The organism is Mesorhizobium sp. C120A (genome assembly GCF_030323105.1).
Classification (GTDB): domain Bacteria; phylum Pseudomonadota; class Alphaproteobacteria; order Rhizobiales; family Rhizobiaceae; genus Mesorhizobium.
The window spans coordinates 616,414-639,686 of the sequence record NZ_CP100476.1 but is presented as its reverse complement, the minus strand read 5'-3'; the positions used below and the strand labels follow the sequence as shown (position 1 = coordinate 639,686).

Sequence of the window (23,273 nt, the reverse complement as noted above, 5' to 3'; positions counted from 1 at the left end):
TCATATGCGGCCTCGCTCAGGCGACTTTACTATTTATTGAAGCTGTTAAGGCTAGGTTTAAGGCCGCAGTCTTTCCGACCAAGGTCATGATGATGAACGCAGCCAAGGCGGGTGCTTCCTCCTGGAAGTCCGATATGACGCTGGCGCTGCTTGCCATGCTGGTGGTGCTGGCTGTCAATGCCGCCACGGGCTTTCGCGAATTGAGCAATGCCGGCGGCGACAATGACAGCCTGCTGCGGCTGGTCGAGGTTCGCGACATGCTGGCCGGCCAGGGCTGGTTCGACCTGCATCAGTACAGGATGGGGCCGGAAGGCGGTTTCGTCATGCACTGGTCGCGGCTGGTCGACGCACCGCTCGCCGCCATCATCCTCGCCGCCTCGGCGCTGACCGGCAGCATGGCCATGGCCGAAGCGATCGCGCAGGTGCTGTGGCCGGCGCTGCTGTTTTGCCTGGCGGTGTTCTTCCTCGCCCGTGCGGCGCGCAGCTTCGCCGGCGTCGGCGCGGTGCTGCCGGCGGTCGTTATCGGCGCGGCGGCGCTGCATTTCATCGGCATTTTCTTGCCGGGTGCGCTCGATCATCACAATGTCCAGCTGACGCTGACCATGGCCAGCCTCAGCCTGCTGCTCGAGGCGCCGGCGCGTCGCTGGGCGGCGCTGATTTCCGGGCTGTGTGCGGCCCTGACGCTGGCCGTCGGCATGGAAACCGCGCCCTATGTCGCCACCATCGGCGCCTGCATCGCTTTGCTGTTCGTCGTCGATCCCGGCGGCGAACGCCGGATCGCCAGGGATTTCGGTCTCGGCTTTGCCGGCGTTTCAGCCCTGGTCTTCGTCAGCACCATCCCGCCATCGGCCTGGGGCCAGGCGCAGTGCGATGCCTTCTCGGCCGTACAATTCGTCGTCGCGGCAATCGCCGGACTGGGCCTTGCCGCCGTGACGTCGCTCAAGGTGTCCAACGGCACGGCCGGACGCCGCCTGATTTCGCTCGGCCTGCTCGCGCTTGTGCTGGGCGCCGTTGTCGCGGCGCTGTTTCCGCAATGCCTTGCGGCTCCCTACGCAACTCTCGATCCGCGCCTCAAGGAATTGTGGCTCGATCACATCGACGAGGCGCAGTCGCTGTTCAGTATTGCCGCCAGCGAGCCGGCCTCGCTGGCGGCGCGCTATGTCACGCCGCTGGTGGCGATCGCGCTGATGGCGCTTCGCCTGCGCGGACCATGGCGCCGCCAGGACAGCCTCGTCGGCGCCTTGCTGGTCGGCGCCTTCATCGTCAGCGCCTGGCAGGTCCGCGGCTCGACATTCTCGATCGCCTTTGCCGTCATCCCGCTGTCGGCCTGGATCGCAAGCTGGCGCGAACGGGCGAGGATCAGCCCTGCGCGCAGCGTATCGCTGCGCATGGCGGCGGTCTGGGTGGTGTCGGTGAATGCCGTCTGGGCCGGCGCTGCCGCCGCGACGTCGAGCGTGTTCGAGGCCAGCAAGGTCTCGGTCGAGGCACAGGACACCGACAGCGATCCGTCCTGCGAGCGCAAGGCCTCCTTCGCGGCGTTGGCCCGGCTGCCGGACACCACGGTGCTTGCCATTTCCAATCTCGGCTCGCCCATCCTGGCCTATTCCGGGCACCGCGTCTTTGCCGGCCCCTATCATCGCAACATCGCCGGCGACCTGCTTGCGCTCGATGCCTTCCTCGGATCGGCGGACCAGGCGAGGACGATCGCGGCGGCTCACCACGTCGGCCTGATGGCGCTCTGCCGCGGCAGCGCCGAAAGCAAGATGCTTGCCGCCAAGGCGCCGCAAGGCTTCCTGGCCGGGCTGATGCAGGGAAGCGTCCCCGATTGGCTCGAACCGGTGGCCGAAACGCGCGGAACCCCGGTCGAACTCTACCGCGTCCGCTAAAGCATCATTCGCCAGCGAAAAATCGATTTCGCGATACGCTTCCTAAACGCTTTGCTGCCAGTCTCAGCCTAAATTTCGGGCGTCACAAACAGGGATACCGATGCAAACGACGTTTGGCACCGGGCAGGCAAGCAGGGAAAACTCGGATCTGGCGTTCACCGATGCGCTGACCGGGCTTGGCAACCATCGCCGCTTCTTCGACAAGGTCGATCGCCTGATCAGCGACCGTGCAGACGATCCCGCGCCGTTCACGGTCGGCATTCTCGACCTCGACGGCTTCAAGCCGATCAACGATCTGTTCGGCCACAAGGCCGGCGACGACATATTGATCCAGGTGGCGATGCGGCTGCGCGCCTCGATGGACAGCCACTCTACTGTCTGCCGCATCGGCGCCGACGAATTCGCCTTCCTCTACCCGATGGTGTTCTCGGAGGAGGCGGCGGCCGAGAAGTCGCGCATGATGATCGAAATCCTGTCGGCGCCCTACGATGTCGGCGAACGCACCGCCAGGCTTTCGGCCTCGGTCGGCTGCTCGCTCTTTTATTCCGGCGACGAAACCACGGAAATCCTCGTCAACAAGGCCGAAACGGCGCTCTACCACGCCAAGCGTTCGGGCCGTGGCCGCGTCGTCGTCTACACCCGCGAAATGGAAGAGGCGGCCAAGCGCGTCACCCGCATCGAACAGGCGCTGCGCCGCGCCGTCTCGGCCGGTGAGGTCGAGCCGCATTTCCAGCCCATCGTCGATCTGACCACCCGCCGCACCATCGGCTTCGAGACGCTGGCGCGCTGGACCGATCGCGACCTCGGCGTCGTCCCGCCGACCGTGTTCATCCCGATCGCCGAAGAGCGCGGCATCATCGGCCCGCTGTCGCAGCTGGTGCTGCGCAAGGCGGCCGAAGCGGCGCGCAGCTGGCCGAAGGACCTGTTCCTGTCCTTCAACCTGTCGCCCTCGCAGCTCGTCGACCAGAACACTGGCCTGCACATATTGTCGATCCTCGACCGCACCGGCTTCGATCCGCGACGGCTGGAGATCGAGATCACCGAAACCGGCCTGATGAACGATCCGGCCTCGGCCGAGAAGATCGTCGAGGACCTGCGTCGCGTCGGCATCCGAGTCTCGCTCGACGATTTCGGCACCGGCCAGTCCTCGCTCGGCCGCTTGCGCGAATTCCATTTCGACAAGCTCAAGATCGACCGCGCCTTCGTCTCCTCGATCCTCGACGACCGACCGTCGGAACACATCATCCGCGCCATTCTGGCCATGTGCGAAGGGCTCGGCATGGATGTCGTCGCCGAAGGCATCGAGGAGGAGGCGCAGGCCGACCGCCTCGTTCAGTTCGGCTGCGCCGGCGGCCAGGGCTATCTCTTCGGCAAACCGGTCGATGCCGACGCCACGCTCGGCTACCTCCGCGATTCCTATCGCGGCGCCCTCTACGCCAAGGCAGTCTGACCGGCGGTCTGGCCTGCGTCGAGCAAGTCAGCGGCGCGAGCCAAGATCGACTGTGGCCGCCATCTTGCGGCCTTTTGTCTGACATAAGCCAATCAAATCGCCGTTTTCGCCCTTGCTCCCCGGACTTGGCTGGATAGGATGCGCGCCGACCGGACCGGGAGATGAAGATATGATGCCATCGGCCGATTTTGCCGACCTCAGGGGAGCCTCGGTGCTGATCACCGGCGGCGGTTCCGGAATTGGTGCGGCACTGACCGAGGGCTTCGTTCGCCAGGGCGCCCATGTCGCCTTCATCGACATCGCCGATGGCCCAAGCACGCTGCTTGCCGACCGCGTCGAAAAAGAACTTGGCCGGCGACCGCTCTACCTCAAGACCGATTTGCGCGACGTCGAGGCGTTGCGCGCTTCGGCCGCCAAAGCGGCTGAGGCACATGGCGACGTCACCGTGCTGGTCAACAATGCCGCCTGGGACGAACGCCACGACGTCGCTGACGTTACCGTCGAGTTCTGGGACAACAATCTCGCCGTCAATCTGCGCCCGCATTTCTTCACCGCACAGGCGGTCGCGCCGGGCATGAAGCGGGCCGGCGGCGGTTCGATCATCAACTTCACCTCAACCTCCTATCTCATCAACCACCCCGATATGCCGGCCTACACCGCCGCCAAGGCCGGCATACTCGGCCTCACCAAAGGTCTCGCGGGCAAGCTTGGGGTCGACGGCATCCGCGTCAATGCGATTGCGCCGGGCTGGGTGATCACCGAGCGGCAGCGGGAACTCTGGGTCACCGAGGAGAAGCTCGCCGCCCATGTCGCCAAGCAATGCATCAAGCAGGTCATGCAGCCCGACGACATCGTCGGCACGGTGCTGTTCCTGGCCTCCGACGCCGCGCGTATGCTGACGGCGCAGATGTTGATCGTCGACGGGGGTTTCCTGTGAGTCCGGTGAATCAAAATCCGGCAAAAGGCACGCCGGCAGTCGCCGCCGTCGACTGGGGCACGACCCGCATGCGGGTCTGGCTGGTCGACGGGGCGGGCGGGGTGCTTGCCGAGCGTCGCGGCGATGATGGGTTGATCACCGCGCAGCAAAAAGGCTTTTCGACCATCCTCGAGGGCCATCTGGCGGCGCTCGGCGCACCTGACACACTGCCGGTCATCATCTGCGGCATGGCCGGCTCGCGCCAGGGTTGGCTGGAAGCGCCTTACGTCACCGTGCCGGCGCCGCTCAGTGCCATTCTCGCGGGGGCCGCCCGCATTCCCGGCCAGCGCCGCGACATCCGCATCGTGCCTGGCCTGGCGCAGCGCCTGGAAGATGCGCCGGACGTAATGCGCGGCGAGGAAACCCAGCTTGCCGGCGCCGGTTTGCCGGCAAAAGGTCGCCATCTCGTCTGCATGCCCGGCACCCATTCGAAATGGGTTCTGGTCGCAGACGGCGCGGTCGACGGCTTCTGCACCTGGCCGACCGGCGAGCTGTTTTCGGTGCTGGCCACTCACTCTATCCTGCGCCATTCGCTGGGCGAGAGCCCGAAGCCGGTCACTCCGGACAATCCGTTCTTCCAGGAATGGTGCCGCAAGGCTTTGGCGGAGGGCGGCGATGTCACCTCGCGGCTGTTCTCGATCCGCGCCGCCGGCCTGCTGCAGAACCTCAAGGCCGACGATGCCGCCGCTTGCCTGTCCGGCCTGCTGATCGGCGGCGAGATCGCCTCGGCGGGCCGCCGCTATGGCGAAAGCACCACCGCAATCGTGCTGGTTGCGTCCGGCTCGCTAGCAGCCCTCTACCGCCAGGCGCTAGACCTTGCAGGGCTTGCCGTCAGGACGGTCGACGCCGACGAGGCGGTGCGTGCCGGCCTTATCGAGGCAGCGCGGGAAAATGGCATGATCGCCAAATGACTCACCAGAGTGGAGTGACAGCGTGACCCAGACCGCCCCCTTGCCGAAGCTCAAGCGTGGTCTTGTCGCCATTCTGCGCGGCCTCAAACCCAGCGAGGCGGTTGCCATCGGCCAGGCGCTGTTTGACGCCGGCATCGAAGCCATCGAGGTGCCGCTCAATTCGCCGGAGCCGTTTTCATCGATCGCCAGCATTGTCACCGCTTTGCCCAAGACAGCGCTGGTCGGCGCCGGCACGGTGTTGACTTCAGCCGATGTCGACGCCCTCGCCAAGGCCGGCGGGCGGCTGCTGGTCAGCCCCAACATCGATGCCGACGTCATGGCCCGCGCCATGCACCATGGCATGGTGACGATGCCAGGCGTGTTCACCCCCACCGAAGCTTTTCAGGCGATTAGGCTTGGGGCTTCGGCGCTCAAATTCTTCCCGGCAAGCGTGCTCGGGCCCAGCGGCATTTCGGCGATGCGGGCCGTGCTGCCGGCCGATACCGTGGTCGGCGCCGTAGGCGGCGTTTCCGACAAAGACTTTGCCGGCTACAAAGCCGCTGGGGTAACTGCTTTTGGTCTTGGCTCCAGCCTGTTCAAACCCGGCATGAGCGTCGATGAAGTGGCCACGCGCGCCCGGGCGGCGGTGACGGCCTGGGACGCGGCCTTCGGCGGAGCGGCATGATGGGAAACGTTTCGGTTTTTTCGGACCATGTCTGCGAACTCGGCGAGGGGCCGAGCTACGATCCCGCCACCGATACGCTGTTCTGGTTCGACATCGTCAACGGGCTTTTGCTGGAGCAGGGTGTCACGTCCGGCGCGCGGAAGGTCCATGAGCTCGCCCAGATGGCCAGCGCCATCGCCATTATCGATGACAATCGCCAGCTCATCGCCACCGAGACCGGCCTGCATGTCCGCGACGTCTCGACCGGCAAGCTGACGCTGCATACGCCTATCGAGGCCGACAATGCGCTGACCCGCTCCAACGATTCGCGCGTCCACCCTTGTGGCGCCTTCTGGGTCGGCACGATGGGCAAGGGTGAGGAGAAGGGCGCGGGTGCCATCTACTGGTTCTTCAAGGGAGAATTGCGCACGCTTTACACCGGCATCACCGTGTCGAACTCGATCTGTTTCTCGCAGGATGGAACGATCGCCTACTACACCGATACCTCGACCGGCCTGTTGATGCGCGTCGCCTGCGATCCGGCAACGGGTCTGCCGATCGGCGAGTCCAAAGTGTTCGTCGACCATCGCTCGTCCAAGGGCTTTGTCGACGGCTCGGTCGTTGATCGCGACGGCGTGCTGTGGAACGCCGTCTGGGGCGGCAAGGCGGTCAAGGCCTATTCGCCAGATGGCACATTGTTGCGCGAAATTGCCGTGCCGGCGGGGCAGTCCTCGTGCCCGGCCTTTGTCGGGGCCAAGGCCGATCGGCTGGCGGTGACCTCGGCCTGGAAAGGCAAGGACGACAAGCAGCGCAAGCTCGACCCACAGGCCGGCATGACCTTCCTGCTCGACATCCCCGTCAACGGCCGCTTCGAGCCGCGCGTGGTCATCGCCTGAGCGTACCGGTTGTCGTGCAGGCGGCGGGCGCGGGTCGATTTCGCGCAAGCCGATCGCATTGGCCGTGCGATGGTGTGGCTGCATCACCGAGAAGCTTTGACCCATGCCGCGCCCGACCTTGATCCTCGTCCACGAGCCGGAAAAGGCCTGTTTCGACAGGCTGGTCGCCGACGGCTTTCCCGCCGAGCGCGCCCTGGAAATCTCGTCTTATCTGGCGCAGTCGACCGATCTCGCTCCTGAGTTCGATCAACTGGCGACCGCTTGTGAAAAGCGCGGCCTCGCCTTTATGCCGGTTGCACTCGACGATGCGGCAAGCGCGCTGGCGAAGGCCGATCCCGCAACCACGCTGGTCTGGACGCTGACCGACGGCATTGCCTATTTCCGCGGTGCTGCAGCGCCCGCACTTGCCAGGCTGAATGGGCTTAGAACCATCGGAGCCGACGATGCGCTGTTCGCGCTTTGCCAGGACAAGTTCCGTTCCGGCGCCGTGCTTTGCGCGCTCGGCCTGCCGGCGCCGCAGGCAGGCCTGGCCCGCGACGGCCGCTGGCTGGCCGACCCGCCAGCTTCGGAAGCCGGCTGGTTCGTCAAGCCGAACCGGCTCGGCTCCAAGGTAGGCATCTGGCCGGATTCACGCTGCAACGACCTGGCCCATGCGCTGGAGCTTAGCCGGCGGGTCTATGCCGCTTATCGCGACGATGTCGTCGTCCAGCCCTATGTCGGCGGTCGCAACGTCCGCGCCAGCTTCCTTGGGCTGCAAACGGATGCCGGGGCGGAAGCGCTCGGCGTTGCATTCGTCGACTCCGGCGGCGATTTCCAGACCATGGCGGACTCGATGGCGCTTTACGGCGACACCGGCGAGGCCGCCAAGGCGGCTGGACTATACAGCGAGCCGGTGCTGGAGGCGGTTGCCGACACCCAGCCGGCAGCCGCGGCAACCATCCGCCGCATCGCCGAGCGGCTGGTCAGCGGGCTCGGCCTGCGAGACGTGTTTTCCCTCGATTTCAGGGTCGAGGCTAACGACCATGTCCACCTCATCGAGTTCGAGGTCTGTCCCGGCCTGCCCTGCTTCGATTTCCGCGCCTATTGCCTGATGCAATGGGGCATGACGCTGGCCGATGCGGTTGCCGAGACGGCGGCGAACCGACTGAACCGACAGGCGATCTGAACGGTCGAGGGACCAGCGCGACCTACCGCGCCTTGACGGCTTTTGCTCCACCTTTAGTGTCGCGGGACAGTCCTCAGGCAAGGCCGCGCTATGAGCACACCAGCAAGCTCCCTCCATCATCACATAAGGCGCATGGCCGGGCGCGATCCGCATGAGGCGCATCGCGTCGCCACGCCGCTCGAGCTGCTGTTCGATCTGACCTTCGTCACCGCCTTCAGCCTTGCCTCGTCGCAACTGGCGCATGCCTTGGCCGAGGGCCACTACGCGGCGGCGCTGATCGGCTTCGGCTTTGCCAGCTTCGCGATCTGCTGGGCGTGGATCAATTTCTCCTGGTTTTCCTCCGCCTATGACACCGACGATTGGATCTTCCGCCTCGTCACCATGGTGCAGATGATCGGCGTGCTGGTGCTGGCCATCGGCCTGCCGCGCATGTTCGCCTCGATCGAGCATGGCGAACACCTCAACAATTCGGTCATGGTGCTGGGTTACGTCATCATGCGCGTCGCCATGATCTTCCAATGGCTGCGCGCGGCGCGGCAGGACCCTGGGCGGCGGCGTGCCTGTCTCACCTATGCCATCGCCATCGCGATCGCCCAGATCGGCTGGGTGGTGCAGATCCTGGTCGATTTCTCGCTGGAGACCAGCCTGGCTTTCGGCACGGTCCTGCTTCTCATCGAGCTTGCCGGACCGGTCATCGCCGAACGCCGGGATGGCGGCACGCCCTGGCACGCGCACCACGTCGCCGAGCGCTACAGCCTGTTCGCCATCATCGCGCTGGGCGAAGGGGTGGTCGGCACGCTGGCGACGCTGTCGGCCGCGGTCGAGGAGCAGGGCTGGAACCTCGATGCCGCCTTGATCGGCATTGCCGGAATGGGTCTCACCTTCGGCATGTGGTGGGTCTATTACATGCTGCCCTCGGGGACGGTGCTGCACCAGCACCGCAGCCGTTCCTTCGTCTGGGGCTATGGCCAGATGGTGATCGTCGCTGCCATCGTCGCCACCGGCGCCGGGCTGCATGTCGCGGCCTATTTCATCGAGCACAAGACCCATAACGGCCCGGTAGCGACCCTGCTCTCGGTCGCCATTCCGCTAGGCGTGTTCCTGGGGGCGATCTATGCGCTGTATTATTATCTCGTCCAGCGCTTCGATCCCCTCCACGTCTGGCTGCTGGCGGGAACGGCTGCGGTCGTCGCACTTGCCATCATCGCCGCCCTTGCCGGCGTCGACATGGCGGTCTGCCTCATCTTACTGACGCTAGCGCCGGCCGTCACCGTTGTCGGCTATGAGCTGTCGGGGCACCGCCATCAACTGGAGGTGCTGGCGCAGGAGGAAGCGCCGCACTGAGCAGAGCAGCTTCGCGCGTCAGATACCCTCGACCAGCACGATCTCGCCATCGGCTACTTTCTGACGGATGGCGACGGCGCGCTGGTACTCCGGCGAGTGGTAGCAATCGTGCGCAGCGCTGAGCGATTCGAACTCGATAATGACATTGCGGGCGCGGCCAGGCCCCTCGGCCTTTTCATGCTCACCGCCACGGGCAAGGAACTTCACGTCGAAACGGTCGAAAGCGAGCTTGGCGGCAGCGACATAGTCCTTGTAGCCTTCAGCGTCGCGCACATCGACGCGGGCTATCCAGTATCCCTTGGGCATTTTCTTCTCCTCGTTACGCCGCGCGCATCTCTTCCAGTATGGCCTCGGCAGCCGCGCGCCTGTCGCTTGCCGCCACGATTGGCCGGCCCACAACAAGATGGCTGGCGCCGTTGCGGATCGCCTGGCCGGGCGTCACCACGCGTTTCTGGTCGCCATGGTCGCTGCCCTTGGGCCGTATCCCCGGTGTCACCACCGCCAGGTCGGGTCCGACGATGCGGCGCACCGCTTCCGCCTCCTCGGCCGAGCAGACGACGCCGCCCATGCCGGCATGCAGCGCCTGTTCGGCGCGTCTCAGCACCAGCGTGTGCGGGTCGTATTCATAGCCGGCGTCGATCACGTCCTGCTCGTCCATCGAGGTCAGCACGCTGACCGCCAGCAGGCAGAGGTCGCTGCCCCTGGCGGCCTCCACCGCGGCTCGCATCGCCTTGGGATAGGCGTGGATGGTCAGCATGGTCATGCCCATGCGCACGATGTTCTCGACACCCTTCGCCACGGTGTGGTCGATGTCGAGCAGCTTCATGTCGAGGAAGATTTTCGTGCCGCCGCTGGCCAACTCCCTGGCGAAGTCGAGCCCGCCGGCGAAGGCCAGCTGATAGCCGATCTTGTAGAAGGAGACGACGCCGTCGAGCTCCTGCACCGCCTGTTCGGCCTCTTTCACCGTCGGCACGTCGAGGCCGACGATCAGCCTGTCTCTCATGGTATGGGCCTGCATGGCTGTGGAAATCATGCCCCGGTCCGGGTCGATAGCATGCGCGAGGTTTCGATCAGCGTGCGGCATAGGTGCTCCATCGATTTGGTCAGTCTATCATCCCTGAAATTGCCGTCGCCGTCGAAGGCACTGCCGCCATCGGATACCGAGCATTCCGGCGTCACCATCTCCAGCTGGCAGCGCACCAGCACGGCGCGCAGATGGTTGATGCAGCGGATCCCGGCGAAATGTCCGTTCGAAGACGAGCACAGGCCGGCGACCTTGCCGACAAATGGCCTCACCGGCCAGCCGCCATCGAGGCGCACCCGGCTTACCCAGTCGATCGTGTTCTTGAGCAGTGGCGGGATCGAGCCATTATATTCCGGCGTCGCGATCAGTAGCCCGTCATGGGCGGCGATCAGCCGGCCGAGCTTCACGGCGTTGTCGGGAACGCCTTTTTCTTTTTCGAGGTCCTCGTCGATGATCGGCAGCGGATAGTCGGCCAGCGAAATGCGCGTCACCTCGGCGCCTTGCATGGCCAGCTCCTTCTGCGCCACATCGGCGGTCCTGCCGCTGAAGGCGCCGCTGCGCACCGAGCCGGCAAAGACGAGGATTTTCGCGATCACAGCCATTGGCCACTCTTGTTCCCGGACAGGTACAGCCAGAGGCTGCGCAAATCAACGCACTGGGTCAAAAAACGGAAACGATCGGGGGGCAAGCGCGCGAAGGTGTGCCGAGCAGCTGGGCTATTGCTAGTGGGTGACCGCAATTCTTGCACTCAGCGCGATGAGTGCAACTCCGAGCAAGGCATCTATCGGCCTGCGGACGCTGCCATATACCGACCGAACCCTTCTTGTGGAGAACATTAGCGCGACAAGCCCAAACCACGCCATCGCGACCAGCCCGATTATGGCCAGCGACACTGCCTGGACCCAGATCGGAGCCTGCATCGGCAATACCGATATGAACAGGCTCGCGAAGAACGCGGCCGTCTTCGGATTTGTAATTCCGACAACGAATCCGCTTCGCCAAGGAGCCGTGGTCTCTGCGCCACCGACGGCCAGCGGTGGCCGCGCCTGCCAAGCCGACAAAAGGATCTTGCTGCCCAGGTAACCGAGATACACGGCACCGGCGATCCGGACGGCAAGGTGAGCCCATGCAATCTGCGTCAGTACGAGGCCCAGGCCACACATCGCGAGAGCCGCCCACACCAAGATCGCTGCGGCAATGCCAAGCGCCACATGGAACCCCGCGCGACGGCTGATCAGCGCATGGGAAGTCACGGCTACAAAATCGGGTCCTGGGCTCATGGCGCCGAGCAGGAAGACCGAAGCAAGGGTCAGGAATTGCGGAAGGTAGCTCATGCGATACTCCAGTTTTCAGTCTCGTCGTACCGCACGCCTGCATGCCGGAGAGGCCAGGAAAGCCGCTCGCCGATTTCGAGGGTCGTTTCCCTCACCTTCACAAAACCTACAGCGCTCTTTAATATGAGCGAAATGAAAGATATTTCGGCAGCCATGAACAAAGCTAATATCAACATCACGATGGTGCGCGTCCTGACATCGCTCAGCGAGACGCGCAGCTTCACCAAAACCGCCGAGCGGCTCTGTCTTTCTCAATCGGCCATAAGCCATGCAATGAAGGCGCTGGAGGAGATCGTTGGCGCGCCCCTCGTCATACGTGATCGGCGCGGTGTCGCTTTCACCGCAACCGGCGAGGCGGCTTTGGACGCGGCGCGCGCCGCTTTGCATGCTTTAGGCCGTCTTGTCGGCCTACGGGAACACTCCATCAAAGGCAGAGTACGGCTCGCGCTGGTCAGCAGCGCCTCGGTAAAGATTGCTCCATATGCGTTGAACATTACTTCCGTCCGGCACCCGGAGCTTGCTGTCGAACTGCTCTTGGGCACGGATACCGAGGTGGCGGAGTGGGTCGATCGCGGTGCCGCCGATATTGGACTGTCCTACATCGCCGGCAATTGCCAAGCCGAGGAACTTGTCGACGACGAACTCTTTGTGGCGTCATCGCAAAAGAACTCAGTCCAAGGCGGGTCATTTCCGATCCGCGCTCTCGACGGCCAGCCATTCATTATGTCGAGCGGCGGCTGCGGACCAATGCTTGCCGAATTGTTCCAGGATTTTGGCGTTGCGCCAGTTGTCATCCTGTCGGCGAGCGATATGGCGGCGCTGCTTGCTCTGGTTGGGGCCGGGCGCGGTTTGTCGATTGCGCCAGGCCTGGCGTTTCCGGCCGATTGGCAGCGAATCGTTGCGAGGCGTCCTCTTGAGCCGCGTGCGCGTCGGCCTCTGCTGCTTCTGTTCTCCAGCAGCGCCGAAGCAACGGCCGTGCGGGCCATGTGCGCGGCGATCAGAGAGGTCGCCACGAGTTTGCGAGGCGGATAACAGTCAAGGATGTGGATCGACCCTCAATCGAGCTTCCTTCGGGAGACGGCGATCCTCTACAAGGCGCCAGAGACTTCTCCCGCCCCCAATACCAGCTAATGCGCTTCGCGCCGGTAGATCCACAGCTGCGTCGGCGGGATGTTGCGGAAGATGAAGTCGAAATGCTTGACCGTGTAATTGCCGCGGCCGGGCGGGATCGGCGACAACGGCCCATAGGTCAGCTGCACGATCGGCCGTCCAACCGGGATGCGGTCTAGCAGGCTTTCAATATAGGCGATCCGCTGTGCGACCGGGAAATTGAGCAGCGGCACGCCGGAGACGACGGAATCGAAAACCATACCGCTCTTCTCGCCAAGCGTGGCGTTGAGATTGAAGGCATCGCCCTCGATGACGTTGACGCCGGGATAGAGCTGGCGCAGATGGCGCACGAAATCGGTGGAATATTCGACCGCGTAGAGGTTTTCGGGCTTAACGCCCTGGGCGAGGATTGCACGCGTGATGACGCCTGTGCCGGGGCCGACTTCAAGCACCGGCAGGCCGGACTTCGGATTGACGATGGAAGCCATCTTGCGGGCGGTGACGGAGCTTGTCGGCACGATCGAACCGACCGACTTCGGCTTGTCGATCCAGCCTTTGAAGAATTTGAGTTCGTCGTCGAACTTTTCCGCCAGCGCCTTCCGCAATCCCGGACCACGTGCCATGCAAGTTCTCCTCAACACTCCCCGAACGCTACTTAGCAGCTAACAGGTCCAAGGCAAGGCGCGATCTGGCATAAGATGTTGATGACGTTTGGGAAGCGTGGCGGCCTTGGCTTGGGTTCAGTGCTCGCCGAAGGATTCGAAAAAGTCCTTCATGCGGGCGAAAAAGCCGCTCGACTGGGGCGAATTGTCCTTCGACGACAGCTGCTCGAACTCTTCCAGCAACTCGCGCTGGCGGCGCGACAGGTTTTGCGGCGTTTCGACCGCGGTCTGGATATAGAGGTCGCCGACATTGGGCTGGCGCAGCACCGGCATGCCCTTGCCCTTGAGGCGGAACTGGCGGCCGTTCTGCGTGCCTTCGGTCACTTTCACCTTGGTCTGACTGCCGTCCAGCGTCGTCACCTCGAACGAGCCGCCAAGGGCGGCCGTCGTCATCGATATCGGCACCTTGCAGTAGAGATCGGCGCCGTCGCGCTGGAAGAATTCATGCGGCTTCACCGCCAGGAAAATATAGAGGTCGCCCGATGGGCCGCCGCGCAGGCCCGCCTCGCCCTCATTGGCAAGCCGGATGCGGGTGCCGTCCTCGATGCCGGCCGGGATATTGACCGACAGCGAGCGTTCCTCGGTGACGCGGCCCTGGCCGGCGCATTTCGGGCACGGGTCCTTGATCGTCTGGCCGCGGCCTTGGCATTGCGGGCAGGTACGCTCGATCGAGAAGAAGCCTTGCGTCGCTCGTACCTTGCCGTGGCCATGGCACATCGAGCAGGTCACCGGCTGGGTGCCGGGCTTGGCGCCGGTCCCGGAGCATTCCGTGCATGAGATCGAGGCCGGCACGCGGATTTGCGCGGTCTTGCCGGCAAACGCTTCTTCCAGCGTGATTTCCATATTGTAGCGCAAATCGGCGCCGCGTTCGCGGCCGCCCGACGAGCGGCGCTGGCGCCCGCCCATCATGTCGCCGAAAATGTCTTCGAAAATGTCGGCGAAGCCGCCGGCGCCAAAACCTTGCGCGCCGCCATTCATGCCGCCCTGCTCGAAGGCGGCGTGACCGAAACGGTCATAGGCCGCGCGCTTCTGCGGGTCCTTCAGCGTTTCGTAGGCTTCGTTGATTTCCTTGAACTTATGCTCGCATGAGTGATCGCCGGGATTGCGGTCGGGATGGAACTGCATGGCCAGCTTGCGGAAAGCGCTCTTGAGCTCCTTCTCGTCGGCGCCCTTTTGCACGCCCAGCGTCTCGTAGAAATCAGCTTTCATCTTTTCCCGCAGTCCGGATGCTCAACGTCTTGATGCATGTTGCGTCGTTTGCCGGCACGTTGTCTCGATTTAGGAGCGGTGCTGCCCGGATGCTAGGGCCGGCGCGCTTGTGCCTGTGTTTTTCAGTGACTTTTTCGGCAAGGCCCGCACTTTTTCAGCGAGGGTTGCAAAAAAGCCCGGCTTTGCGCCGGGCTTTCCGCTTTATTTGCCGTCAACCGGTCAGGCCGACTTCTTCTTCTCGTCGTTTTCGTCGATTTCCTCGAAATCGGCGTCGACCACATCGCTATCCTTGGCCGCGTCCGCCTTGGCGTCGGCTTCCGCCGCTTCCTTCTGCGAAGCTTCGTACATGGCCTGGCCGAGCTTCATGGATGCTTCGGCAAGCGTCTGCGACTTGGCCTCGATGTCGGCGGCATCGTCGCCTTCGGCAGCAGCCTTCAGCGCCGTGATAGCCTCCGATATCGCCGTGCGCTCGGTTTCCGAAACCTTGTCGCCATATTCTTTCAGCGACTTCTCGGAGGAGTGCACCAGCGCCTCGGCCTGGTTGCGGGCCTCGACCAAGGCGCGCCGCTGCTTGTCGGTCTCGGCATTGGCTTCGGCGTCCTTGACCATCTTCTCGATGTCGGCGTCCGAAAGGCCACCAGAGGCCTGGATGCGGATCTGGTGCTCCTTGCCGGTGCCCTTGTCCTTGGCCGAAACGTTGACGATGCCGTTGGCGTCGATGTCGAAAGTGACCTCGATCTGCGGCACGCCGCGCGGCGCCGGCGGAATGCCGACCAGGTCGAACTGGCCGAGCGCCTTGTTGTCGGCAGCCATTTCACGCTCGCCCTGGAAGACGCGGATGGTCACGGCCGACTGACTGTCTTCAGCGGTCGAGAACACCTGGCTCTTCTTGGTCGGGATGGTCGTGTTGCGTTCGATCAGGCGGGTAAACACGCCACCCAGCGTCTCGATGCCGAGCGACAGCGGCGTCACGTCGAGCAGCAGCACGTCCTTCACGTCGCCCTGCAGCACGCCGGCCTGGATGGCGGCGCCCAAAGCGACGACTTCATCCGGGTTGACGCCCTTGTGCGGCTCCTTGCCGAAGAACTGCTTCACGATCTCCTGGATCTTGGGCATGCGGGTCATGCCGCCGACCAGGACCACTTCGTCGATCTCGCCAGCCTTCAGCCCGGCATCCTTGAGCGCCGCCTTGCAGGGCTCGATGGTGCGCTGGACGAGATCGTCGACCAGCTGCTCGAACTTGGCACGGGTCAGCTTCAGCGTCAGGTGCTTGGGGCCGGTCGCGTCGGCGGTGATGAAGGGCAGGTTGATTTCCGTCTGCGTCGTCGACGACAGCTCGATCTTGGCCTTTTCAGCCGCCTCCTTGAGGCGCTGCAGCGCAAGCTTGTCGTTCTTCAGGTCGATGCCCTGTTCCTTCTTGAACTCGGCCGCCAGGTATTCGACGAGACGCATGTCGAAATCCTCGCCGCCGAGGAAGGTGTCGCCATTGGTCGACTTCACTTCGAACACGCCGTCGCCGATTTCGAGCACCGAAATGTCGAACGTGCCGCCGCCAAGGTCATAGACGGCAATGGTCTTGCCATCCTTCTTGTCGAGGCCGTAGGCAAGTGCTGCAGCCGTCGGCTCGTTGATGATGCGCAGCACCTCAAGGCCGGCGATCTTGCCGGCGTCCTTGGTGGCCTGGCGCTGGGCGTCATTGAAATAGGCCGGAACGGTGATGACCGCCTTCTCGACCTTCTCGCCGAGATAGGCCTCCGCCGTTTCCTTCATCTTCTGCAGGATCATGGCCGAGATCTGGCTGGGCGACTGCTTCTTGCCGCCGGCCTCGACCCAGGCATCGCCATTGTCGCCCTTGACGATCTTGTAGGGGACAAGCTTCTTGTCCTTCTCCGTCACCGGGTCGTCATAGCGGCGGCCGATCAGGCGCTTGACCGCGAAGATGGTGTTTTCAGGATTGGTGACCGCCTGGCGCTTGGCCGGCTGGCCGACGAGACGTTCGCCGTCGCCCGAGATGGCGACGATGGAAGGCGTCGTGCGCGCGCCTTCCGCATTTTCAATGACCTTGGGCTCCTTGCCATCCATGATGGCGATGCAGGAGTTGGTGGTGCCGAGATCGATACCGATTACTTTTGCCATTTTTCTAGTCTCTCCGCTAAGCAGGCTCTCAGGACCCTTAAGGCGTTCCGACGAAAGCCCCTGTTCACAAGAAATTCCGCTCCGGCAACCGGCATTCCGGCACTGGGCGGCTTGGCGCGTATATAAGAACAGGCGGCATCGGGCGCAAGCATTCTGCGCATAGCATCCACCGCGCCGCACTTGGCGCCTTTGAACAGCCGCCCAGCGGCCCGGATGTGCTCCAACCGCGCTCAAAACCCCAGGATCTGCGCGATCCCCCGGCGAAGCGCCCAGTCAGGGCTTCGAAACCACAAGAAAACGTCACCTATGCGTGAGAGAGGCGGCTCCTGGCTGAGGAAGGCGCCTGCCCACAGCAGACACAGGCAAAAGCGTCACGCGGCCTGCGACAGCGATTTATGCGCCTCGGCCAGGATTTCGAACGAGCGCACGCGTGCCGCATGGTCGAAGATCTGCGCGGTCACCATCAGCTCGTCTGCGCCGGTGCGGCGCACGAACGCGTCTATGCCTTGCCGGACGGTTTCGGGAGAGCCGACGACGGCGCAGGACAGCGCCTGCGAAATCATGGTTTTTGCCATCGGCTCGAGCGTCTGGTCATAGCCCTCGACCGGCGGCGGCAGGCGGCCGGCCCGCCCGGTGCGCAGATTGACGAAGGCCTGCTGGAGCGAGGTGAACAGCAGTTTTGCCTCTCCATCGGTCGGTGCGGCGAAAACGTTGAGGCCGAGCATGACATAGGGCTTGTCCAGCTGTTCCGAAGGCTGGAAGCGCGAACGGTAGATCTCCAGCGCATGGTCCAGTTCGGCCGGCGCGAAATGCGAGGCGAAGGCATAGGGCAGGCCGAGCATGGCGGCGAGCTGCGCGCCATAGAGGCTGGAACCGAGGATCCAGACCGGCACCTTCTGGCCTTCGCCGGGCACGGCGTGGATACGCTGGCCTTCCGCGGCCGGCTGGAAATAGCCCATCAGCTCGACGACATCCTGGGGGAAATTGTCTGACGCCTCGAGATTGCGGCGCAGCGCGCGCGCTGTTCCCATATCGGTGCCGGGCGCCCGGCCGAGGCCGAGGTCGATGCGGCCGGGGTGCAGTGCCGCCAGCGTGCCGAACTGCTCGGCAATCACCAGCGGCGCATGGTTGGGCAGCATGATGCCGCCGGCGCCGACGCGGATGGTCTTGGTACCGTCGGCGACATGGGCGATGACGACGGCGGTCGCCGCGCTGGCGATGCCCGGCATGTTGTGGTGCTCGGCCAGCCAATAGCGCCTGTAGCCGAGCCGCTCGGCATGGCGGGCCAGGTCGAGCGAATTTGCCAGCGATTGCGAGGCGTCGCTGCCTTCGACGATCGGCGACAGGTCGAGAACGGAAAGTGCGGTCATGGGCCTCAAGCCTTTACGATGTTCAACTGCCTGACCCTGGTTTCGAAGACGCGGTCGGGAATGACGATGTCGAGCTGGTGCCAAGCAACGGGTCCATATTCTCGAACGGGATCCTGCGGACGCTGGCGATGCAGCGCGCTCAGCTTGTAGAGCGACGCATCGATCGGACCGCGATAGCCAATGCGGTCGAAATAGGAATCGAGGTCGAAGGAGGCATCGTTCATCGCAGGGTCCGGCTCGACCGGCTCGATATAGGCACTCCGCCTGAAGACAACAAATGCGCGATGACGGACAGGCGCGGCAAGCTTATGGCGCGGCCTTTCCGTTCTCTTCGGCCGCTTCCTCCTCCACCACGGCCGTCTGCTGTGCGGCGAGAAAATTGCCGACATGGCTGAGGCCATCGAAATGATCGCAGAACACCTTGACGACGACCAGCAGCGGCACCGCCATCAGCGCGCCGACAAAGCCCCAAAGCCAGGACCAGAAGGCGATGGCGATGAAGATCGCCACGGCGTTGATCTCGAGGCGTCGGCCGACAACCATCGGTGTAACGAACTGGCCTTCGGCGATGTCGCACAAAAGCACGAAGCCCGGCGCCAAGAGGGCGTAGGTAATCGAGTCGAAGCTGATCATCGCAATGACGCTGACCAGCACGATGGTGATCAGCGCGCCGACATAGGGCAGGAAGTTGAGCAGCGCCGCCATCGTTCCCCAGACGAGCGGGTTGGGCATGCCGAGCGCCCACAGGCCAAGGCCGATAACCGCGCCGAGACCGGCATTGATGACGGTGACGGTGAGCAGATAATGCGAGATTTCGCGCTCGACGTCATAGACGACGCGCAAGGCCCGCTTCTTCTCACTGAGGCTGGCGAAGGACTGGATGATCTTCTCATAGAACATCGTGCCTGACGCCAGCAGGAACAGCGACAGCACGAAGATGATGGTCAGGCTTGTCCCCGCCGACAGGACGTTGCTGGCGGCGGCCGACAGGACGCCGGACTGCGCCATCGCCACCTTCTGGATGCCCGGCTCCTGCGAGGTCTCCGTCATCTGTTCGATCTGATGCGAGATCTGCATGATCCTCTCGAGCGGACGCCGTAATTGCGCCAGCCGTTCGGTAAGTTGTTGGCCGATCGACGAGGTGTTGTTGAGAAGGTCGATGACCGGGCCGCTGAGCAGATAGCCGGCAACGCCGAAGACGCAGATCGACAGCACGACCAACATTGTCGCCGAAACCACTTCCGGAATGCCGCGCTTGCGCAGGAAGCGGACGATTGGTGTCAGCGTCAGCGTCAGCAGGAAGGCGAGGATGACCGGCATGAAGAAAGCACGCGCGAAATACAGCGCGTAGATGGCCATGAACAGGAAGATCCCGATGAGCAGCGAACGCATCAGATGCGTGTCGGCACGCGCCACAACTCTCGCCTCTTCGGTCTCGGCAAGGCCAGCACCCAAAGCGGCGGGTTCGGCTTTCATGATTTTCCCTCAGCGGCGCACCGCAATTGGTGCATTCCCCTGACGGAAACGCCTCTGCAAGCCCAAGGTTCCGTTAGCCGGCAAGGCCCTCAATCCGGGCCGCCCGTCGCTCAGGCGGCTGGCGCTGCGACGGCGACGCCGGGCTTGGCGGTCTCCTTGCGCACGATCGGCGCCACCTTGGTGCCGTACAGTTCGATCGCCTTCATGATCTTGGCGTGCGGCATGGCGCCGATCGCCATCTGCAGCAGGAAGCGGTCATTGTTGAAGATCTTGTGCTGGGCGACGATCTTTTCCGCCACCTGCTCCGGATTACCGACAAACAGCGCGCCGTTCGGACCACGCGACTGATCGAAATGCGCCCGCGAGGTCGGGCCCCAGCCGCGCTCGCGGCCGATGCGGTTCATCACTTCGGCCTGCGGGCCGTAGAAATCGTCGGCCGCCTGTTCAGTGGTCCCGGCGATGAAGCCGTGCACATTGATGCTGGTGGCAAGGCCCGAGGGGTCGGTACCGGCCCGCCTGGCGGCATCGCGATAAATGTCGAACAGCGGTGCAAACCGCGCCGGCTCGCCGCCGATGACGGCCAGCGCCAGCGGCAGGCCGAGCACCCCCGCGCGGGCCGCAGACTGCGGCGTTCCACCTATTGCGATCCAGATCGGCAATTTGTCCTGCAGCGGCCGCGGATAGACGCCGCGGTCGTTGATGGGCGCGCGCAGATTGCCGGACCAGGTGACCTTGACGCTGTCGCGTATGGCCAGCAGCAGGTCGAGCTTTTCGGCGAACAGCTCGTCATAGTCCTCGAGATTGTAGCCGAACAGCGGGAAGGATTCGATGAACGAGCCGCGCCCGGCCATGATCTCGGCCCGGCCGCCCGACAAAAGGTCGAGCGTTGCGAACTGCTGGAAGACACGCACCGGATCATCGGAGGACAGCACGGTGACCGCGCTGGTCAGCTTGATGCGCTTGGTGCGTTCGGCGGCAGCGGCCAGCGCCACCACCGGCGCGGACGCGGCATAGTCGGGGCGGTGATGTTCGCCCAGACCAAAGACGTCGAGGCCGACCTGGTCGGCCAGCTCGACCTCCTCGATCAGATTGCGTAGTCGCTGATGCGGGCCGATCGCGCCGGGGCCGGGCTCCGGGCTGACGTCGGCGAAAGTGTAGAGACCGAGTTCCATGGCATGTCATCCAAATGTTCTGATTTGCCGCTAGAGGTAGCGGCGAGCCGCCCCGGCCGCCAGAGGGGCGGATGGTGAACAGTGCATGTCGGTTTCGGCCGGCTTTGTTTCAGGGGAAACGCGTCTCCCGGCTGCAACAGCATAAACTTTCATGGCTGGCATACCGTTTTGGCGCTTGAACTCTCGGTTTTCGCGCGTATGTAAGCGTCGCGAATTGACTTCAGGGAAGTGGACTTGGCTATCTACAGGGAAAAAGACATTTTCGAGCGGCGCAATGCCGCGAACGAGGCAAAGAAGGCGCTTCTGGAGCGCTTCAAGTCAAAGCCGGCGGCTGATGATCCTGCGGTTCTGGCCAAACAGGCCGAACGCAAGGCGATTCTTGAGGCTCGCGAGATACGCGAGGCCGAAAAGGCCAGGCTGAAGCAGGAAAAGCTGGCACGCGAGGCGGTCGAGAAGGCCGAGCGCGAGGCAGCAGCCGAAGCGGCGCGTATTGCGGCCGAAGAGGCAGCGCAGGCTGAAGCGAAGATCAAGGAAGCCGAAGAAAACGAGCGCATCGCCCGTTTGCTGGCCGACGAAGCCGAACGCAAGGCCAAGCGCGACGCACGCTATGCGGCGCGCAAGCAGCGTACCGGCAGGACGCCTCCGGGCTTCTCCGCCCGCTAACGCTTCGATCGAAACGATCGGACATCAGGGTCGCCTTCAAGCGGCCCTGAATGTGTTTGTGCGTCGATTTCCTTGGTTGCTTTGCTCAGGCGGCGAGCTTCAGCCCCATAATGCCGCAGACGATGAGCGCAATGCAGGCGAGCCGGATGGCCGTCGCAGGCTCGCCCAGCAGCCAGATGCCAAGCAGCGCCGTGCCGACCGTGCCGATGCCGGTCCACACCGCATAGGCCGTCCCGACAGGCAGCGTCTTGAGCGCTAGGCCGAGCAACCCCAGGCTGATGATCATCGAGGCGACGGTGAGCACCGTCGGCAGCGGCTTCGAGAAGCCGTCGGTGTATTTGAGGCCGATCGCCCAGCCGATTTCGAACAGACCAGCGAAGAACAGAAAAATCCACGACATCGGGATGCACTCCTTCCATGAGGATGGCGGGGCGTCCCGGCCGGATTTTTGAGAAAGGCGCGAGGTCGTCCTCGCCGCTTCGACACAAGCGGCTGCGCCGGTGCGATCAACAAAAACACCGGCCGCATCGTTCATGCCGCCGGTGTCAAAATCTGCGCCGAAACGGTTTGCCCGGATCTCAGCCGTCCCAAGATATTGACGACCTAAGGCGGGCTTACTTTTCCTTGAGCCTCATCGCCTTCACGGGCGGCGCCTTGAGTGCCGGAGCCGCTGCGGGCTTCTTGGCGTCTTTTTTCGGCTTCCGAGCTTCCTTGCCCGCCTTCATCGCACCTTTAGCCATGATTCGTTCCTCCAGTTGCTGGGAGGCCAAGTGAAACAAGAGAAACGCCGGACTGCAAGGGGGCGGGCGTCTGTCGCCGGCGCCGTCGGGCCGCTTTCAACCGGTTTCTAATTTGCTCGTAAACCATTCCGGTCCGTGCCATGGTTGCCTTCGCACTGCAGCATCGGCCATGCCTTCGCCCGGCGATGATCAGGCAGTGCGGTCAGGACGACAATGCGAATCCGCATCGGCAGCGAGATGAGTTTCGATTTTCCGCAGGAAACGCCGCTCATCGCGATGCTCAACGTCCACTACTCCAGGGCCTCCGATCTCGAGCGCCCGGATTTCCTGACCTCCAACCCGCCGGTGCCGATCCAGAGCTACCGCGACAGTTTCGGCAATTGGTGCAACCGTTTCGTCGCCCCGCCCGGACGCTTCACCTTCGGCACCGATTCGGTAATCCGCGACCCCGGTACCTTCGAGATGGGCGACCTGATGGCTTGGCAGCATGAGGTGCGCGACCTGCCGTCGGACACATTGCTGTTCCTGTTGCCCAGCCGCTTTTGCGAGAGCGATCTGCTGGCCAGCGAAGCCTGGCGGCTGTTCGGGCACACTCCGCTCGGTATTGCCCGCGTCCAGGCGGTCTGTGATTTCGTCCACAACCACATCGTCTTCAGCTACGGCAATGCCCGACCGACGCGCACCGCGGCCGAAGCCTATCGCGAGCAAAGCGGCGTCTGCCGCGACTTTGCCCACCTTGCGGTCACCTTCTGCCGTGCGCTCAACATCCCGACCCGCTACTGCACCGGCTACATCAGCGACATCGGCCTGCCCAAACCTTGGGCGAGCATGGATTTCGCAGCCTGGATGGAGGTCTATCTCGGCGGCCGCTGGCATGTCTTCGATCCACGCAACAATTCGCCGCGCATCGGCCGCATCCTGATCGCGTCGGGCCGCGACGCCGCCGACGTGCCGCTCACCCACATCTTCGGACCGGGCACGCTGGCTGGTTTCAAGGTGTGGACGGACGAGATCATCGAATAGGGGCGTCTTTCCGCAAGCTGGCCTACAAGACCCTGAACGACCAGGCGATTCGTGCGTTGTGATGCCTGTGGAGCTCAGGGGCG

General features: G+C 63.8%; 24 protein-coding genes. 11 read left to right on the top strand and 13 right to left on the bottom strand.

The window, feature by feature from the left end:
- The first annotated feature begins 92 nt into the window (after nucleotides 1-92).
- The 8 genes from NL532_RS03115 (at nucleotide 93) to NL532_RS03080 (ending at nucleotide 9,271) form a co-directional block, all read left to right on the top strand.
- The gene (locus tag NL532_RS03115) at nucleotides 93-1,886 is read left to right on the top strand and encodes a hypothetical protein (protein ID WP_031202950.1); all 1,794 of its coding nucleotides are present in this window, start codon (nucleotides 93-95) and stop codon (nucleotides 1,884-1,886) included.
- Between the two features lie 100 nt (nucleotides 1,887-1,986).
- A complete protein-coding gene (locus NL532_RS03110) occupies nucleotides 1,987-3,336 on the top strand; it encodes a putative bifunctional diguanylate cyclase/phosphodiesterase (RefSeq protein ID WP_023673185.1) in 1,350 nt (449 codons plus the stop codon).
- A gap of 169 nt (nucleotides 3,337-3,505) precedes the next feature.
- On the top strand, nucleotides 3,506-4,273 hold the full coding sequence (locus tag NL532_RS03105; RefSeq protein WP_023703817.1) for an SDR family NAD(P)-dependent oxidoreductase: 768 nt from the start codon (nucleotides 3,506-3,508) through the stop codon (nucleotides 4,271-4,273).
- 5 nt (nucleotides 4,274-4,278) lie between these two features.
- Nucleotides 4,279-5,223, top strand: coding sequence for a 2-dehydro-3-deoxygalactonokinase (locus tag NL532_RS03100; protein ID WP_023707745.1), 945 nt, complete (start codon nucleotides 4,279-4,281; stop codon nucleotides 5,221-5,223).
- A gap of 22 nt (nucleotides 5,224-5,245) precedes the next feature.
- Entirely contained in the window at nucleotides 5,246-5,887 is a 642-nt protein-coding gene (locus NL532_RS03095; protein ID WP_023828848.1) for a 2-dehydro-3-deoxy-6-phosphogalactonate aldolase, read from the top strand.
- Entirely contained in the window at nucleotides 5,887-6,762 is an 876-nt protein-coding gene (locus tag NL532_RS03090) for an SMP-30/gluconolactonase/LRE family protein (RefSeq protein WP_023703814.1), read from the top strand. Before NL532_RS03095 ends, NL532_RS03090 begins: the two co-directional genes overlap by 1 nt.
- A 103-nt stretch (nucleotides 6,763-6,865) precedes the next feature.
- Complete coding sequence (locus tag NL532_RS03085; RefSeq protein ID WP_023703813.1) at nucleotides 6,866-7,927, top strand: D-alanine--D-alanine ligase family protein; 1,062 nt, start codon at nucleotides 6,866-6,868, stop codon at nucleotides 7,925-7,927.
- A 90-nt stretch (nucleotides 7,928-8,017) separates the two neighbouring features.
- Nucleotides 8,018-9,271 (top strand): low temperature requirement protein A, encoded by a 1,254-nt coding sequence (locus NL532_RS03080; protein WP_031196416.1) that lies wholly within the window; start codon nucleotides 8,018-8,020, stop codon nucleotides 9,269-9,271.
- A gap of 18 nt (nucleotides 9,272-9,289) precedes the next feature.
- Here the strand turns inward: NL532_RS03080 and NL532_RS03075 are convergent, their stop codons facing one another.
- From NL532_RS03075 to NL532_RS03060, 4 genes are all read right to left on the bottom strand, one after another.
- Nucleotides 9,290-9,577, bottom strand: coding sequence for a DUF1330 domain-containing protein (locus NL532_RS03075; protein ID WP_023681317.1), 288 nt, complete (start codon nucleotides 9,575-9,577; stop codon nucleotides 9,290-9,292).
- A 13-nt stretch (nucleotides 9,578-9,590) separates the two neighbouring features.
- Nucleotides 9,591-10,304, bottom strand: coding sequence for an orotidine-5'-phosphate decarboxylase (pyrF, locus tag NL532_RS03070; protein ID WP_023828847.1), 714 nt, complete (start codon nucleotides 10,302-10,304; stop codon nucleotides 9,591-9,593).
- Nucleotides 10,301-10,897 (bottom strand): NADPH-dependent FMN reductase, encoded by a 597-nt coding sequence (locus NL532_RS03065; RefSeq protein ID WP_023701964.1) that lies wholly within the window; start codon nucleotides 10,895-10,897, stop codon nucleotides 10,301-10,303. The genes pyrF and NL532_RS03065 overlap by 4 nt, the downstream gene beginning before the upstream one ends.
- 120 nt (nucleotides 10,898-11,017) lie before the next feature.
- Entirely contained in the window at nucleotides 11,018-11,629 is a 612-nt protein-coding gene (locus NL532_RS03060; protein ID WP_023828846.1) for a LysE family translocator, read from the bottom strand.
- 123 nt (nucleotides 11,630-11,752) lie between these two features.
- Between NL532_RS03060 and NL532_RS03055 the strand changes: the two genes are divergently transcribed.
- Nucleotides 11,753-12,661, top strand: a complete 909-nt coding sequence (locus NL532_RS03055) for a LysR family transcriptional regulator (RefSeq protein ID WP_023752354.1) — start codon at nucleotides 11,753-11,755, stop codon at nucleotides 12,659-12,661.
- 95 nt (nucleotides 12,662-12,756) lie between these two features.
- Here NL532_RS03055 and pmtA read toward each other — a convergent pair whose 3' ends face one another.
- The 7 genes from pmtA to NL532_RS03020 all read right to left on the bottom strand — a co-directional run bounded on the left by pmtA (nucleotide 12,757) and on the right by NL532_RS03020 (nucleotide 20,764).
- Nucleotides 12,757-13,362 carry a phospholipid N-methyltransferase PmtA gene (gene pmtA / locus NL532_RS03050; RefSeq protein ID WP_023681321.1) on the bottom strand — a complete coding sequence of 202 codons (606 nt, stop codon included), beginning with the start codon at nucleotides 13,360-13,362 and terminating at the stop codon, nucleotides 12,757-12,759.
- 117 nt (nucleotides 13,363-13,479) lie between these two features.
- Nucleotides 13,480-14,610 carry a molecular chaperone DnaJ gene (dnaJ, locus tag NL532_RS03045; protein ID WP_023681322.1) on the bottom strand — a complete coding sequence of 377 codons (1,131 nt, stop codon included), beginning with the start codon at nucleotides 14,608-14,610 and terminating at the stop codon, nucleotides 13,480-13,482.
- 219 nt (nucleotides 14,611-14,829) lie between these two features.
- Nucleotides 14,830-16,746 carry a molecular chaperone DnaK gene (gene dnaK / locus NL532_RS03040; protein WP_023673200.1) on the bottom strand — a complete coding sequence of 639 codons (1,917 nt, stop codon included), beginning with the start codon at nucleotides 16,744-16,746 and terminating at the stop codon, nucleotides 14,830-14,832.
- Between the two features lie 371 nt (nucleotides 16,747-17,117).
- Nucleotides 17,118-18,116 carry an LLM class flavin-dependent oxidoreductase gene (locus NL532_RS03035; protein ID WP_023696046.1) on the bottom strand — a complete coding sequence of 333 codons (999 nt, stop codon included), beginning with the start codon at nucleotides 18,114-18,116 and terminating at the stop codon, nucleotides 17,118-17,120.
- Nucleotides 18,117-18,121: 5 nt separating this feature from the next.
- On the bottom strand, nucleotides 18,122-18,340 hold the full coding sequence (locus NL532_RS03030) for a hypothetical protein (RefSeq protein WP_023828845.1): 219 nt from the start codon (nucleotides 18,338-18,340) through the stop codon (nucleotides 18,122-18,124).
- An 82-nt stretch (nucleotides 18,341-18,422) separates the two neighbouring features.
- Nucleotides 18,423-19,592 (bottom strand): AI-2E family transporter, encoded by a 1,170-nt coding sequence (locus tag NL532_RS03025; protein ID WP_023741322.1) that lies wholly within the window; start codon nucleotides 19,590-19,592, stop codon nucleotides 18,423-18,425.
- A gap of 110 nt (nucleotides 19,593-19,702) precedes the next feature.
- Nucleotides 19,703-20,764, bottom strand: coding sequence for an LLM class flavin-dependent oxidoreductase (locus NL532_RS03020; protein WP_023681325.1), 1,062 nt, complete (start codon nucleotides 20,762-20,764; stop codon nucleotides 19,703-19,705).
- 234 nt (nucleotides 20,765-20,998) lie between these two features.
- On the opposite strand from NL532_RS03020, the gene NL532_RS03015 reads away from it, so the two are divergent.
- Complete coding sequence (locus NL532_RS03015; protein WP_023673205.1) at nucleotides 20,999-21,427, top strand: DUF6481 family protein; 429 nt, start codon at nucleotides 20,999-21,001, stop codon at nucleotides 21,425-21,427.
- Nucleotides 21,428-21,512: 85 nt separating this feature from the next.
- Here the strand turns inward: NL532_RS03015 and sugE are convergent, their stop codons facing one another.
- Nucleotides 21,513-21,827 carry a quaternary ammonium compound efflux SMR transporter SugE gene (gene sugE, locus NL532_RS03010; protein WP_023681326.1) on the bottom strand — a complete coding sequence of 105 codons (315 nt, stop codon included), beginning with the start codon at nucleotides 21,825-21,827 and terminating at the stop codon, nucleotides 21,513-21,515.
- 214 nt (nucleotides 21,828-22,041) lie between these two features.
- Entirely contained in the window at nucleotides 22,042-22,167 is a 126-nt protein-coding gene (locus NL532_RS03005; protein WP_006200611.1) for a hypothetical protein, read from the bottom strand.
- Between the two features lie 213 nt (nucleotides 22,168-22,380).
- On the opposite strand from NL532_RS03005, the gene NL532_RS03000 reads away from it, so the two are divergent.
- Nucleotides 22,381-23,190 (top strand): transglutaminase-like domain-containing protein, encoded by an 810-nt coding sequence (locus NL532_RS03000; protein ID WP_023687480.1) that lies wholly within the window; start codon nucleotides 22,381-22,383, stop codon nucleotides 23,188-23,190.
- Nucleotides 23,191-23,273 lie beyond the last annotated feature (83 nt).

Coding starts and splice junctions, on each gene's coding strand:
- NL532_RS03115 (WP_031202950.1), top strand. CDS start 93: ATGAACGCAGCCAAGGCGGGTGCTTCCTCCTGGAAGTCCGATATGACG.
- NL532_RS03110 (WP_023673185.1), top strand. CDS start 1,987: ATGCAAACGACGTTTGGCACCGGGCAGGCAAGCAGGGAAAACTCGGAT.
- NL532_RS03105 (WP_023703817.1), top strand. CDS start 3,506: ATGATGCCATCGGCCGATTTTGCCGACCTCAGGGGAGCCTCGGTGCTG.
- NL532_RS03090 (WP_023703814.1), top strand. CDS start 5,887: ATGGGAAACGTTTCGGTTTTTTCGGACCATGTCTGCGAACTCGGCGAG.
- NL532_RS03085 (WP_023703813.1), top strand. CDS start 6,866: ATGCCGCGCCCGACCTTGATCCTCGTCCACGAGCCGGAAAAGGCCTGT.
- NL532_RS03080 (WP_031196416.1), top strand. CDS start 8,018: ATGAGCACACCAGCAAGCTCCCTCCATCATCACATAAGGCGCATGGCC.
- NL532_RS03075 (WP_023681317.1), bottom strand. CDS start 9,577: ATGCCCAAGGGATACTGGATAGCCCGCGTCGATGTGCGCGACGCTGAA.
- pyrF (WP_023828847.1), bottom strand. CDS start 10,304: ATGATTTCCACAGCCATGCAGGCCCATACCATGAGAGACAGGCTGATC.
- NL532_RS03065 (WP_023701964.1), bottom strand. CDS start 10,897: ATGGCTGTGATCGCGAAAATCCTCGTCTTTGCCGGCTCGGTGCGCAGC.
- NL532_RS03060 (WP_023828846.1), bottom strand. CDS start 11,629: ATGAGCTACCTTCCGCAATTCCTGACCCTTGCTTCGGTCTTCCTGCTC.
- NL532_RS03055 (WP_023752354.1), top strand. CDS start 11,753: ATGAGCGAAATGAAAGATATTTCGGCAGCCATGAACAAAGCTAATATC.
- pmtA (WP_023681321.1), bottom strand. CDS start 13,362: ATGGCACGTGGTCCGGGATTGCGGAAGGCGCTGGCGGAAAAGTTCGAC.
- dnaJ (WP_023681322.1), bottom strand. CDS start 14,610: ATGAAAGCTGATTTCTACGAGACGCTGGGCGTGCAAAAGGGCGCCGAC.
- dnaK (WP_023673200.1), bottom strand. CDS start 16,746: ATGGCAAAAGTAATCGGTATCGATCTCGGCACCACCAACTCCTGCATC.
- NL532_RS03035 (WP_023696046.1), bottom strand. CDS start 18,116: ATGACCGCACTTTCCGTTCTCGACCTGTCGCCGATCGTCGAAGGCAGC.
- NL532_RS03030 (WP_023828845.1), bottom strand. CDS start 18,340: ATGAACGATGCCTCCTTCGACCTCGATTCCTATTTCGACCGCATTGGC.
- NL532_RS03025 (WP_023741322.1), bottom strand. CDS start 19,592: ATGAAAGCCGAACCCGCCGCTTTGGGTGCTGGCCTTGCCGAGACCGAA.
- NL532_RS03020 (WP_023681325.1), bottom strand. CDS start 20,764: ATGGAACTCGGTCTCTACACTTTCGCCGACGTCAGCCCGGAGCCCGGC.
- sugE (WP_023681326.1), bottom strand. CDS start 21,827: ATGTCGTGGATTTTTCTGTTCTTCGCTGGTCTGTTCGAAATCGGCTGG.
- NL532_RS03005 (WP_006200611.1), bottom strand. CDS start 22,167: ATGGCTAAAGGTGCGATGAAGGCGGGCAAGGAAGCTCGGAAGCCGAAA.
- NL532_RS03000 (WP_023687480.1), top strand. CDS start 22,381: ATGCGAATCCGCATCGGCAGCGAGATGAGTTTCGATTTTCCGCAGGAA.